Source organism: Empedobacter sp. UBA5036, from assembly GCF_002415215.1.
In the GTDB taxonomy this organism is placed as follows: Bacteria; Bacteroidota; Bacteroidia; order Flavobacteriales; family Weeksellaceae; genus Empedobacter; species Empedobacter falsenii_B.
Genome location: NZ_DICC01000073.1, coordinates 21,630 through 34,531 on the forward strand (window position 1 = coordinate 21,630; position 12,902 = coordinate 34,531).

The following is a 12,902-nucleotide window of genomic DNA, read 5'->3' on the forward strand; positions in this document are numbered from 1 at the left end:
TTATATTTTAAATCGATTTAATTTCAAAACCTAATTGTTTCCAGTCTTCCCAAAATGTTGGATAAGATTTTTCTACGACCATTTCATTCTCAATTCGAATTGGGTAAATTTGCGACAAAGGCGCCATACACATTGCCATTCTGTGGTCGTTATATGTTGCTAAAGTAGGCGTTTTTTCAAAATTATTATAACCTTCTATCGTTAATGAATCGTTTGTAATTGTTATAATTGCTCCAAATTTTTCCAACTCATTTTTAAGTGCGATTAAACGGTCGGTTTCCTTGATTTTTAGTGTTTCTAAACCAGTTAAATGACATTTTGTTTTCAATCCCACACAAGTTGCAGCAATTGTCTGTGCAATATCTGGAGTATTGATTAAATTTAATTCGATGATAGATTTTGGTATGAAATTATCTTCATTTTTCAATGTTAAAACTCCATTTTCAAAAGTTGAAATTACACCAAAATTTTCTGCATAAATATGTTGCAAAGCTGAATCTCCTTGTAAAGAATCTTCGAAATAAGTTGAGATTTTAATTTCAGAATTCTGCGATAAAGCAATCAAACTATAATAATATGAAGCTGAACTCCAATCAGATTCTACTTGTAAAGTTTTAGCTTTGATGTTTTCAGTAAAAGGAATTTTGATTGTATTTCCTTCGAAAATTGCATTAATTCCAACTTTATTCAATAATTGAATTGTCATTTGAATATAAGGAATAGAAATAATTTTTCCATCCAAATTAATCGTTAATCCATTTTCTAATTTCGTTCCAATCAAACATAAAGCAGAGATATATTGAGAACTAATGTTAGAAGGGATTGTAATAGAATCTTTCGTTATTTTTTTTCCAACAATCGATAAAGGTGGATAACCTTCGTTTTCTTGATACGAAATTTCTGCACCCAGCTCATTCAAGGCATCAACCAAAACTTTTATTGGACGTTGTTTCATTCTTTCAGAACCTGTCAACGTTATTTTTCGTCCATCTTGAATAGAAAAATAAGCCGTTAAAAATCGCATGGCAGTTCCCGCGTGGTGAATATCAACTAAATCACTTTTGTTCGCTAACGCTTTTTGCATTAATTGAGAATCTTCTGAATTTGAAACATTTTCTAATGTCAAAACATTCTCAAATAATTGACTTAATAACAACAAACGATTGCTTTCGCTTTTAGAACCTGTGATGGCTAATTGATTGTTTATCGGAGATTTTAGAGCAGAAATTTCAATCATATTTATTTTAATTTATCATTATTTTGATGACGATCGTGGTCACGTTTTGTTTTATAATCTAATTTTTTGTAAAAAGCTGATTCTAAATCAACACCTGTTTGATTTGCCAAACAAAGCGCTACAAAAATAACATCTGCCAATTCTTCGCCAAGATCTTTGTTTTTATCAGATTCTTTCTCCGATTGTTCACCGTAACGACGCGCAATAATACGTGCAACTTCTCCTACCTCTTCAGTTAATTGTGCCATATTTGTTAATTCGTTAAAATAACGAACACCATGTTCTTTTATCCAATTATCAACGTCTGTTTGTGCTTGTTTAAGGCTCATCTTATTTTAAATTTTAAAAGTTAAAGGTACAAAAATAAAAAGCCAACTCGTATTTGGAGTTGGCTTTATTCGATGTTTAGAATATTTTTTATTGTTTTACCAAAATCACTTGCTGACTTTCTGCATTAATAATATTTGTTAAAAATTCTTTCAATGGTTTATAGTATTGTGCAGGTAAAATACTGTATGGAATAACTTTTTGGGCTTGAGCGATAATAAAACCATCTTTTTCAATTACTTTATATGCATATCCACCAGCTTGATCGGGCATTGTAAATTGCTTTTCAGTTGGTAAAGATTCGACTTTGTAACCTTCTGGAATTTTAATTTTAACTGTATTTGTATTCGTAGTTGGTGCACCAAACTCAATATTGTAATTACGTTGATCTAGATTTAAATTATGTTTTGTATTCGCAACAAATAAAAATGGATTGAATAATATTTTATTTCCAGCCACATCTACTTTTACATCATCAAATTTGAATTGATGACGAATTACATTTTGTTTGTTATCTTGTGTTTTAAATTCTGAAATTTCAAAATTATAATCTTCTACAAATTCTTTTTCGAACGCTTTTGGATCATCTGCGATTTCACTTTTATCAAACATATAAAAATAATTATCGCGAACATTCGAAAAAATTCCAGTTAATGTTCCGTCTGCTTTTAAATCTGCCGTAATTGATATTTTATCATTGGTCATAACCGAATTACGAAGAGGAACTTCTTTTATTCCTTTGTCATTTACCATAAATCCACGATCGTTAATTGCTCGAATTGGTAATAAATTAATTTGAGCATTTTTATCAGTTGCATCCATTAAATAAAATTCATTATCTATTGTTGCTCCAACAATTACATAATTCAATTTGCTACGTGAAGGAAACGAATAATTGATTAAACCATTTTGCAACGTACTCAAAACAATTGGATTTGCGTCTAATCCGGCTTTACGCAACATAGCTGTTAACATAAGATTGATATCCGCTGAATTTCCAGATTTTTCGTTAAATGCTTTTCGGATTCCTTTATCTGTATATTGACCTAAATAATCATTCCAAGCCATGTTGTTTTTTACATAATTGTAAATTGCTTGAGCTTTTTCAATATTTGTAGATTTTCCAACAATTGTAGCGTTTACAGTTTCATCTAAAAAATTATTCCCATTTAATTGTCGACCAAATTCTTCGTGATCCATCAAATCTTTTCCAATACGTTCCCAAGTTGTAGAGAAACTTTCTGAAGTTCTACCTGGAGCAACAAAAGAAGCTAACTCAAACTGAATACTTGCTAACATATTTCTCGGATTAAGCACATAAGCTTCGCGAGAATAAGAAGGTAAATTAACTAATGAATAAGTTTGTGTATTGATTTTCATTTTAGCATTATCAATACTTGAATTTTGAGTTGTCCTTCCGTAGATATCACTTTCTCTTTTATTGTGAATTGTATAATTATCTTCTTTAGAATTTGTAGAAATTTTTGGAGCGAAACCGCCTCTCAAATCTTGTTGATAATTAAAATATTCTTGATTTTGCATCGTGAAATTACTTGCAACCACAGGAATCGATTGTTGAAAATACCACGTATCAGTATTTCCATAGAAAGGGGAAATAATTTCGTATGTATATTCTAAGATTGATCCATTTTTTACATTAGGAAATGTAAACGTTTGTTTATCCATAAAACGATGGACTTTATCTAAGAAAATATCTTTTTTCTCAACTTTTTGTTCAACAATTTTTCCATTTTCAAGGTTATAGGTAACCGCTTTTAAAGTAATCAATTTATCTTGATCTGATCCTGAGCTTTTGTAAAGAGGAATTTCTATTTTCAAAACATCATCAGGTGTTTTATCCTTATCAAAAACAATTACTCTATAAAAAACTTTTTTTGTTTGCTCAACACCTCCTTGATTGGTATTAAAACTAACTTTATAATTTCCGTCAGCATATAAAACTTCTGCAGGAGCGTCAGCTTGAATTGTACTTTTTGTTTTCTCGAAATCTTGTTTAGATAGTTTTCCAAATTTTACATCTTGTGCAAAACTCGAAACAGTTGCAACTGTCGCAACAATCGTAAATATTGTTTTCATATTAGTGTTATAATTTTTCTAAAAGTAGTTTTGTGTTGTCGTAACCCGAAATTTGTCTTCTAAATTCTACATATTCGTTGTATTTTTCTTTCGAAAAAGTTCCAGAAAATTGTTTGTAAATACGTTTTATTTCGAATGCATTATTTTCTTTTGGATTGATTTCTAATTGATATTCTCCAAAAGCAGATTTCACAGTTATAGCATCAAATTTTTGTGGTAATTTATAACCAGAAGGAAGTGTCAATGTATACGAAACTTCGTCAACATATCCTGTCTCGATGTTGAAATCAAACTTTCTATCTTTCATTTTTTTGACAGAAGTCTCTTCTTTATTCACTGGAATAATATTCAGAATGATGTTATTTCCTTGAATTTTAGCATAATTTGGTGCTGAAAACTCGAAATTTGAAGTAAAAACAGCATTTTTCCAATCATTATTAAATTCTTTCTTTTTGAATGATATTCCTTGTAAGTAAGAAAATCGATTTTTTAAACGAACATCAAGATCTTTCTCGCTTAATTGATTAAATCTTGCAAAATTCTCATAAATCAAACCTTTGGAAGTTTCAGAAAAATCAAAATTTAATGTTCCATCTGCTAAAAGTGTTGCATTTCCATTGACGAATAATTGATTATCTTCTGTATTGAATTGTTGCGAAGGAATAATTTTTCCGCCTTTTTCATCAACAATTAATACTTTTCTATTTCCTGCAAAATCACCTAAATAATTATAAGGAGCTGTTTGACTTGTTGCTTCTAACCAAATATCTTTTCCATTTAGAGGTATATAAACAATCATGTGATTCCCTTGTTGATACATCATTTGTTCATCAATATCAATTGGATTTCCAGCAAATAATATGGTGTGATACGATTTGATATTCACTGCATCTAACATTCCAATCATATAATTAGATAAGGCTTTGCAATCGCCATAACTTTTGCTCTCAACATAAGAATTCGGAAAAGGCGAAAGTCCTCCAATTCCCAGTTGTACACCAATATATCGAACTTTATTTTGCAAATGTTTGTACAAAATCTGAACTTTTTCTTCATCCGACTTTGCATCTTTTACCATGTTTTGAAAAGTTGATTTTTGAGCTGGAGTAAAATCTAATTTTGTACGAATTAAATTATCAAAAGTCCATTTTCCGTAATCATTCCAATTGTCAAAATTTCCTTTAACACCATCGATATTGATCTGATTTGAAGCTAAAATAGCGCGAGGAAATATTTTTTGACTTCCAACCATTTGATCTTCTTCATTAAATGCCAAAACATTGTTTAATGAATAGCTCAAATTATTGTTATCTCCTGTTTTTGCAATGTCAAAATCTTTAAAATTATCTTCTTTCAATCGAATAGTTGAAGATGTTTTATTTACAAATTGATAAGACGATTTTTCGATTGATAAATTTGCTGCTCGTATAGGTGACCAACGCGGAATCCAAAGTGTATTTTTGTTCGTTGTAACAATTTTATAATGTATCGTGTAAGGATAATTTGTTGGAGTATAATTCAAATATTTTATGCGATCATCCGTGTACATTTGTCCACCTGTAACATAACTTTGGTCACCAAAATCTTTGGTCTTGAATTTTTTAATTTCTTTTCCATTTGCATCATACAAAGTTGCCTCGAATAAGTCAATTTTCGTATTTGCATCATAATTCGCTTGCGCACCAACATAATTATCGCCTGCTTTACTCAAAACTGTTACGACAACGTCTTCCGTATATTTTAATTCATCAACTTTTAGAAGTTCTATTTTTTCTTCATTTTTTCGTACAACAGCATAAGCATCTTTTATCAAATCGGCTGGAATTTGATCGACTGCATAGTTTTGCGCAAAAGAAAATGAACTAATCAAAAAAGTTGAAAAAAGTAGAGTTTGTTTCATTCAATATCTGTTAATCAAGTTATTCTTTATTTTTTGAATCGATAAAAATGGTTACAGGACCATCATTCAATAATTCGACTTTCATATCTGCACCAAAAATTCCTCTTTGTACAGGCTTGAAATTTGATTCTAAAACGTTCAAAAATGTTTCATATTGTACGTTTGCTATGTCCGGTTTTGACGCTTTGATATATGACGGACGATTTCCTTTTTTCGTAGACGCATGCAACGTAAATTGAGACACAACCAAAATATCTCCATTTGTTTGCTGTACATCCAAATTCATCACATCATTTTCATCATTGAAAATTCGGAGTTTAATTATTTTTTTCGAAATCCATTCAAAATCTTCCTTCGTATCATCAGGTTCAAAACCAACCAAGGCCAAAATTCCGCTTTCAATTTTTCCTGTTATTTCTCCATCTACCATTACAGAAGCATGTTGCACACGCTGTAAAATCACTCGCATAATTCTAGTTTTATTGATTTAAAATCGATTTGAATTTAAGAAATTATTAACAAATAAAAAAACGTTACAACTCATCTTTTAAATGTGTTATAACGTTTGTTGTAATTTAAGTTTAGAAAGCAATCGCTATAGGTTTAAGTTAGTTGGTTAAAATAGATTTCCTCATCTGCAATTATCGCATAATATAACTCATAGAGCTTTGACATTTTTTTTGCATTGATGATTTCTTGTTCTATATTTTTTATTCTGTTTTCTTTATTTTCAGAATTATCAAATTCAGCAATCCACAATTTATTTGGATTTAATGGTTTCCAATTTAAATCTTCTAAATGCAATAAAAATCTTTCTTTTTGTTCCTTTGTACATTCCTCAAAATCTAAAGCGATTTTTACGGATAAATTGCTCATTCAATTAATTTTAACAAAAATAAAATGAGAAATTGAATTATTTTTACGTGAAACCGTAATTTGAGAAAATAAAAAAGCCATTTCATAAGAAACGGCTTTTTTATTATTTTTCGGTATAAATATCTTCTTCTAAAAAAGTGAGATAATTTTCGTAGCGAGAAACTGCGATTTCACCAATTTCTACTGCATAACGTACAGCACATTTTGGCTCGTTAACGTGAATACAATTATCAAATTTACAATTGTGTTTCAGTTCTAAAATTTCAGGAAAATAACCTTGTAATTCGGTTTTGTCGATATGAACCAAACCAAATTCCTTAATTCCAGGCGTATCGATAATGAAACCTCCAAAAGGCCATTCGTACATCTGTGCAAAAGTTGTGGTATGTTGTCCTTTGCTATTAAAATCAGAAACTTCGTGCGTTTTTAGGTTCAAATCAGGGTTTAAAGTATTCAACAACGTTGATTTTCCAACGCCAGAATGTCCCGAAACCAAACTCACTTTATCTTTCATTCGATTTTTTACAAGATCTAAATTTAGACCAGTTTCAGCAGAAATATCAAGACTTTCGTAACCGATAGAATTGTAAATTGATTTATAAATTTCTAACTCAGCCATTTCATCTTCCGTGTATGAATCCATTTTGTTGAATAAAATTACAACAGGAATATGATAAGCTTCGGCAGTAATCAAAAAACGGTCAATAAAACCAAACGAAGTTTTGGGATTAGAAAGCGTTACAACCAAAAAAGCAACATCAATGTTAGAGGCAATAATATGCGTTTTTTTGGATAGATTAACAGATTTTCGTATGATGTAATTTTTGCGATCATGAATTTTTGTAATGACTGCAATATCATCTTTGTCAATCTCAAACTCAACCTCATCTCCAACAGCAATTGGATTGGTATGTTTGATATTGGCTATTCTAAATTTTCCCCTAATTCTTGCCTGATAGGTTGCACCATCTTCGGTTAAAAGATGATACCAACTACCAGTAGATTTTATGACAATTCCTTTCAATATTGTTTAAATTTTTTCTTCTTTTTTTACCATAATTTGGTTTTGTTGCGCAACAGATTCTTGGTGAATTGCTTGCAATAATTTGTCAACAAAATCTTCAGATAAACCTAAAGAAACTCCTGCTTTTACAGAATTATCTTTGATTTGTTTCCAACGATCTGGCTGAAAAACTGCCACATTATGTTCTTTTTTCAATTCTCCGATAGAGTTTGCAACTTTCATACGTTGAGCAATTGCATCTAAAATAGAGTTATCTAATTCATCAATTTGATGACGTAAATTTTGAATTCCAGTTTTGTAAATTGCATCTGGATCATCAGAAACACGAATTTCTAAATCTTTTAAGATTTCTAATAAACGAGCTGGTGTTACTTGTTGCGCTGCATCAGACCAAGCTTCATCAGGATTGTTATGCGTTTCGATCATCAATCCATTGTATTCGAAGTTGAAGGCTTGTTGCGCAACATCGAACAATCCTGTTCTGTTTCCGCAAATATGTGATGGATCACAAATAATTGGCACATTTGGCAATTTATTTTTGAAATCTAATGCAATTTGCCATTGTGGGTCGTTACGGTATTTCGTCTTTTTGTACGTTGAGAAACCACGGTGAATAGCACCTAAGTTTTTGATTCCTTGACCTTCTAAACGCTCCAAAGCACCAATCCATAAATCTAAATCTGGATTTACAGGATTTTTAACCAAAACAGTTTTATCTGTATCACGTAAAGCTTCTGCAATTTCTTGTACAGTAAAAGGGTTTACTGTAGAACGAGCTCCAATCCATAAAACGTCAACATCATATTCTAACGCTAATTTTGCGTGATTTGCATTGGCGATTTCAGTTGCGATTTTCATTCCGAATTCGTCTTTTACTTTTTTCAACCAGTTTAACCCGATTGCTCCAACTCCTTCAAAACAGTTTGGTTTAGTACGAGGTTTCCAAATTCCCGCACGGAAAACTTGCACATAATCTTTGTCCAAATCTTCGGCGATTGTCATCATTTGTTTTTCACTTTCTGCACTACAAGGTCCAGCGATGATCATTGGTTTGTCGTATTCTTTTATCCAGTTATTGTTTTCCATAACATTTACAAATTTAAGGTTTAATATTTATTTTATTTGAGAGTAATTATTTATTTAATATTCGACGTATGTCGTTTGTGTTTTTTAAATATTGATGAATATCTTCTGCATCTTTTTCTTCGATCATTTTTCTGATTTTAGAAATTTGTGTTTGATAAGCATCAATAGCATTGAGTAAATTTTCTCGATTCTGAATCAAAATTGGCGTCCACATATCTGGTGAACTTTTTGCCAAACGAACTGTAGATTCGAAACCAGATCCAGCCATATCAAAAATTGCATCTTCATTCTTTTCTTCTTCCAAAACTGTTTGTCCTAAAGCGAAAGATGTAATATGTGAAAGATGAGAAACGTACGCAATGTGCGCATCATGCGCATCCGAAGTCATTGTTTTGACATTCATCCAAAGCGATTGATAAATTTTTCTCACTTTTTTTACTGCTTCTTTTTCGCTTTGTTCAACATCACACAAAATCGCAACTTTGTTTAAAAACAATTCAGGAAAAGCTGCTTTTGGCCCAGAATTTTCCGTTCCTGCGATTGGATGTGTAGCAACAAATTGTTTTCTTTTGAGGTGATTTGCTACTTTTTTACAAATTCCAGCTTTTGTCGATCCCATGTCCATTACAATTGTTTTATCATTAATTTGATCTAAAATTTCTGGTAAAACATTTTGAATTGAATTAATTGGAACTGCAATTACCACTAAATCTGATTGAGAAAGCGCTTCATTCAAAGGAGCAATTTCATCTACAATTCCTAATTCTAAAGCTTGTATTTGATGTTCAATATTTTGATCAACACCGATTATTTTTTCGGCAACACCAACTTTTTTTAACGCTAAAGCAAAAGAACCTCCGATTAATCCTAAACCGATTACTGAAATTATTTTCATGCTTCTAATCTTCTCTTTACTTCAATCAACTTCTCGACAGGTGCGCAAAGTGAAAATCTTATAAATCCTTCACCATTGCTTCCGAAAATACTTCCTGGTGTAATAAATACTTTTTTATTGTATAAAATTTCATCAATAAATTTTTTATCATCTTTTCCTTCTGGAAGCTTCGCCCAAATAAACATTCCTGCTGCATTGGGATTATATTTTACATTTAAAATATCAGCGATTTCCCAAATGATTCTTCGTCTTTCTGCGTAAATTTTTGTTAATTCATCGTACCAAGAATCATCAACTAAAAGAGCTTTTGTCGCGGCTTTTTGTATCGCAAAATTCATTCCCGAATCCATATTTGACTTTACTTTTAGAATAGAATTAATAAAACTTTCTTTTCCAATCACCATTCCTACTCGCCAACCTGCAATGTTAAAGGTTTTGCTTAATGAATTCAGTTCGATACAAACATCTTTTGCACCTTCAATTCCTAAGATGCTTGTCGGTTCATCGTTCAAAATAAAACTATACGGATTATCATTTACGATTAAGATATTGTGACGAGTTGCAAACTCTACTAATTTTCTAAGAACGTCTTTTGGGGCTTTGGCTCCGGTTGGCATATGTGGATAATTGAGCCACATAATTTTTGGTTTTTGCTCGGCTAATTTTTCTAACTGATCAAAATCTGGAAGCCAATCATTTTCATTTTTCAAATCGTAGAATAAAGGTTCTGCTTGCACTAATTCTGTAACAGATGAATAAGTTGGATATCCAGGATTTGGAATTAAAACTTTATCACCTTCATTCAAAAATGCCATCGAAATGTGCATAATTCCTTCTTTAGAGCCCATAAGTGGCAAAATTTCTGTTGAAGGATTGGCGTCTACATCAAATTTGTTTTTGTAAAAACTTGCCATAGCTTCGCGCATTTCTGGAACTCCACGATAACTCTGATAGCCATTGATTCCGCTTTGTGAGCTTTTGATTAATTCCTCGATCACATCTAGATGAGGTTGTAAATCTGGACTTCCAATTCCTAATGAAATAATTGGAATGTCGGTTTTCATGTTCGTTATTTCTTGTAATTTTTTCGAGAAATAATATTCCTGAACACTTTGTAATCGTTGGGCTTCTGCTATCATTTTTTCCCCAGTTTATATTCGCCTAATATTTCTAAATCAGTTAATTTTCGTGCAATTTTTCCATGCAATTCATAATATTGTTCTTTTTGCTCGAACGTAATATCAATGTGGAAAGAGTATTCCCAAGGTTTTTCAATAATCGGAACAGATTGTATTTTGTCCATATTTATTCCACATTCTGCAATTTGATTTAACACGTCAACCAAAGCACCAGACTGGTGTGGAACAGAAAAACGCATCGAAACTTTGTTGAAATCTTCGTAATCGTTATGCTCGCGTTGCAATACAAAAAAGCGAGTAAAATTATCTTGAAACGTCTGAATACTCGAAGCTAAAATGTCTAATTCATATACTTCTGCCGCTTTTCTCGACGCAATTGCTGCAACATCATTCAAATCTTGTTCTACAATATCTTTGGCTGTTAATGCGGTGTCGATATCATTTACAACTCGCCATGTTGGATGTTTTTCAAGGAACTTATCACATTGTAACAATGCCATTTGGTGCGAACGAACTTCTTTTACATCGTCTAAAGTTTTTCCTTTTTTGACCATCAATTGATGTTGGATTGATAAATAAATTTCTCCAACAACTTTCAGATTGTATTTCGTTAGCAACGCATAGTTTGGTAAAATTGCTCCAGCAATTGTGTTTTCAATTGCCATGATTGCTTTGTCAACTTTTCCCTTTGCAAGTGACTTTGCTAAAGTTTTGAATGTGTCGCATTCTACAATTTCGATGTCATTTCCTAAATAATTATTGGCAGCTTCGTGATGATATGAACCAATGTAACCTTGTATTGCAACTCTTTCTTTCATTTTTTTCCACAAAAAAAGTCCCACAAATTGCGGGACTTTATATTATCTTATTATGAATGTTAACAATCAATTTTGACAACGCAGTCCCTGCTCTCCTGGATAATATCCAAAAAAGTAAAAAAAGAATGCGTTAAAATAATTGAATGTTGCCATTTCGTTTTTCTAATTGTTCTACAAATCTAAAAAATAATTTTTCAGTTATCCAAATCTTTTTTGCTAATTTTATCGAAAATTTTTCATCAAATGGGAATAATCATTACAGATTTAGTAAAAAAATACGGTGAACAGATGGCTTTAGACAAAGTTTCGTTTTCTATAAATAATGGCGAAGTTGTTGGTTTACTTGGACCAAATGGAGCAGGAAAATCGACATTGATGAAAAGTATTACCAATGCAATAAATGCAGATTCTGGTGAAATTTCTGTGAATGATTTTAATGTTTCGACGCAACCAATTGAATCGAAAAAGTTGATTGGATTTTTGCAAGAAAATAATCCATTGTACATGGATATGTATGTAAGAGAGTATTTGGAATTTGTAACAAATATTCGAAATGTGCCTAAATCAAAAATTGATGAAGTCATTGAAAAAGTAGGTTTATCACCAGAAAAACATAAGAAAATTCATCAATTATCTAAAGGATATAAACAGCGTGTTGGATTGGCGCAAGCGATTATTTCTCGCCCAGAAATTTTGATTTTGGATGAGCCTACAAATGGTTTGGATCCAAATCAAATTATTGAAATTAGAGAGGTAATTAAAGAAATTGGAAAAGAAAAAACGGTGATACTTTCGACACATATTATGCAAGAAGTAGAAGCGCTTTGTTCGCGTGTAATCCTCTTGAATAAAGGAAAAATTGTAGCCGATCAACCGATAGAAGAATTTAAAGGACAATATAAAAACTTGGAAGAAGCTTTTCATGTTTTAACACAATAAAAAAATCCGCTCATTAGCGGATTTTTTTGTGAATTATTTCTTTTTCAATATAAAAACTTCTTTGATTTTTTCTGGATCAACTTTATCGTTTTTCGTTGTTTTTTCAAGTTTTGCAATCAAGTGATTTACTTCTTCTTCAGAAGCAGGACCACCAAGATTTTCTCCATTTACGCGAGAATCCTCTAAAACTTTTCCAGTCGAATCTAAAATTACCCAAAAAGGTAAACCTTGATTTTTACCACCTAATTTCTCATTGACAGCATCTCCATCAGGAGTTTCTAAATTTTTCTTCTCTGCACGTTCTTGTACAGTAATAAATGTTTTGACATAATTCGCATCAAAATATGGTTTCACAGCTGGATCGTCCATATTTTTTTCCATCTTTTTACACCATCCGCACCAAGAAGCATGAAAAATTAAAAAGACATTTTTATTTTCAACCTTCGCTTGGTTTTGAGCTTTTGTTAATATTTCTGTTGCTGTTTGCGCGTTTACGATTCCTGCGAAAGCAATCATAAAACTTACGATTAAGGCTTTTAATTTCATTGTAATAAGTATTTAAGT

Annotated in this window: 13 protein-coding genes; 1 reads left to right on the top strand and 12 read right to left on the bottom strand. The window is 31.4% G+C overall.

Translation table 11 applies throughout. From position 1 onward, the window contains the following. Positions 1–7: 7 nt before the first annotated feature. The 11 genes from B4J88_RS13735 to B4J88_RS13785 form a co-directional block, all read right to left on the bottom strand. Positions 8–1,237, bottom strand: a complete 1,230-nt coding sequence (locus B4J88_RS13735) for a 3-phosphoshikimate 1-carboxyvinyltransferase (protein ID WP_038333240.1) — start codon at positions 1,235–1,237, stop codon at positions 8–10. Between the two features lie 2 nt (positions 1,238–1,239). Next, the gene (locus B4J88_RS13740) at positions 1,240–1,566 is read right to left on the bottom strand and encodes a nucleotide pyrophosphohydrolase (RefSeq protein ID WP_038333238.1); all 327 of its coding nucleotides are present in this window, start codon (positions 1,564–1,566) and stop codon (positions 1,240–1,242) included. Between the two features lie 88 nt (positions 1,567–1,654). Next, complete coding sequence (locus B4J88_RS13745; RefSeq protein WP_291067862.1) at positions 1,655–3,661, bottom strand: DUF3857 domain-containing protein; 2,007 nt, start codon at positions 3,659–3,661, stop codon at positions 1,655–1,657. Positions 3,662–3,668: 7 nt separating this feature from the next. Next, positions 3,669–5,561 (bottom strand): DUF3857 domain-containing protein, encoded by a 1,893-nt coding sequence (locus B4J88_RS13750; RefSeq protein ID WP_291048016.1) that lies wholly within the window; start codon positions 5,559–5,561, stop codon positions 3,669–3,671. A gap of 19 nt (positions 5,562–5,580) precedes the next feature. Continuing rightward, entirely contained in the window at positions 5,581–6,030 is a 450-nt protein-coding gene (dtd, locus tag B4J88_RS13755) for a D-aminoacyl-tRNA deacylase (protein ID WP_115002146.1), read from the bottom strand. Positions 6,031–6,164: 134 nt separating this feature from the next. After that, positions 6,165–6,437, bottom strand: coding sequence for a hypothetical protein (locus tag B4J88_RS13760; RefSeq protein WP_221854400.1), 273 nt, complete (start codon positions 6,435–6,437; stop codon positions 6,165–6,167). Positions 6,438–6,540: 103 nt separating this feature from the next. Continuing rightward, on the bottom strand, positions 6,541–7,461 hold the full coding sequence (gene rsgA / locus B4J88_RS13765) for a ribosome small subunit-dependent GTPase A (protein ID WP_291048011.1): 921 nt from the start codon (positions 7,459–7,461) through the stop codon (positions 6,541–6,543). Positions 7,462–7,467: 6 nt separating this feature from the next. After that, positions 7,468–8,547: a bifunctional 3-deoxy-7-phosphoheptulonate synthase/chorismate mutase type II gene (locus B4J88_RS13770; protein ID WP_291067863.1), complete on the bottom strand. Its 1,080-nt coding sequence runs from the start codon at positions 8,545–8,547 to the stop codon at positions 7,468–7,470. A gap of 46 nt (positions 8,548–8,593) precedes the next feature. Next, positions 8,594–9,442: a prephenate dehydrogenase gene (locus B4J88_RS13775; protein ID WP_291067864.1), complete on the bottom strand. Its 849-nt coding sequence runs from the start codon at positions 9,440–9,442 to the stop codon at positions 8,594–8,596. Further along, complete coding sequence (locus B4J88_RS13780) at positions 9,439–10,581, bottom strand: pyridoxal phosphate-dependent aminotransferase (RefSeq protein WP_291067865.1); 1,143 nt, start codon at positions 10,579–10,581, stop codon at positions 9,439–9,441. Before B4J88_RS13780 ends, B4J88_RS13775 begins: the two co-directional genes overlap by 4 nt. Continuing rightward, a complete protein-coding gene (locus B4J88_RS13785) occupies positions 10,578–11,399 on the bottom strand; it encodes a prephenate dehydratase (RefSeq protein ID WP_291067866.1) in 822 nt (273 codons plus the stop codon). Before B4J88_RS13785 ends, B4J88_RS13780 begins: the two co-directional genes overlap by 4 nt. Before the next feature lie 243 nt (positions 11,400–11,642). Between B4J88_RS13785 and B4J88_RS13790 the strand changes: the two genes are divergently transcribed. Beyond that, entirely contained in the window at positions 11,643–12,338 is a 696-nt protein-coding gene (locus B4J88_RS13790) for an ABC transporter ATP-binding protein (RefSeq protein WP_291067867.1), read from the top strand. Between the two features lie 33 nt (positions 12,339–12,371). Here B4J88_RS13790 and B4J88_RS13795 read toward each other — a convergent pair whose 3' ends face one another. After that, the gene (locus B4J88_RS13795; protein WP_219034022.1) at positions 12,372–12,884 is read right to left on the bottom strand and encodes a thioredoxin family protein; all 513 of its coding nucleotides are present in this window, start codon (positions 12,882–12,884) and stop codon (positions 12,372–12,374) included. Positions 12,885–12,902 lie beyond the last annotated feature (18 nt).

Excerpts from the sequence above, each read along its gene's own strand:
- B4J88_RS13735 (WP_038333240.1), bottom strand. The coding sequence starts at position 1,237 with ATGATTGAAATTTCTGCTCTAAAATCTCCGATAAACAATCAATTAGCC.
- B4J88_RS13745 (WP_291067862.1), bottom strand. The coding sequence starts at position 3,661 with ATGAAAACAATATTTACGATTGTTGCGACAGTTGCAACTGTTTCGAGT.
- B4J88_RS13760 (WP_221854400.1), bottom strand. The coding sequence starts at position 6,437 with ATGAGCAATTTATCCGTAAAAATCGCTTTAGATTTTGAGGAATGTACA.
- B4J88_RS13740 (WP_038333238.1), bottom strand. The coding sequence starts at position 1,566 with ATGAGCCTTAAACAAGCACAAACAGACGTTGATAATTGGATAAAAGAA.
- B4J88_RS13790 (WP_291067867.1), top strand. The coding sequence starts at position 11,643 with ATGGGAATAATCATTACAGATTTAGTAAAAAAATACGGTGAACAGATG.
- B4J88_RS13795 (WP_219034022.1), bottom strand. The coding sequence starts at position 12,884 with ATGAAATTAAAAGCCTTAATCGTAAGTTTTATGATTGCTTTCGCAGGA.
- dtd (WP_115002146.1), bottom strand. The coding sequence starts at position 6,030 with ATGCGAGTGATTTTACAGCGTGTGCAACATGCTTCTGTAATGGTAGAT.
- B4J88_RS13785 (WP_291067866.1), bottom strand. The coding sequence starts at position 11,399 with ATGAAAGAAAGAGTTGCAATACAAGGTTACATTGGTTCATATCATCAC.
- B4J88_RS13750 (WP_291048016.1), bottom strand. The coding sequence starts at position 5,561 with ATGAAACAAACTCTACTTTTTTCAACTTTTTTGATTAGTTCATTTTCT.
- B4J88_RS13780 (WP_291067865.1), bottom strand. The coding sequence starts at position 10,581 with ATGATAGCAGAAGCCCAACGATTACAAAGTGTTCAGGAATATTATTTC.
- B4J88_RS13770 (WP_291067863.1), bottom strand. The coding sequence starts at position 8,547 with ATGGAAAACAATAACTGGATAAAAGAATACGACAAACCAATGATCATC.
- B4J88_RS13775 (WP_291067864.1), bottom strand. The coding sequence starts at position 9,442 with ATGAAAATAATTTCAGTAATCGGTTTAGGATTAATCGGAGGTTCTTTT.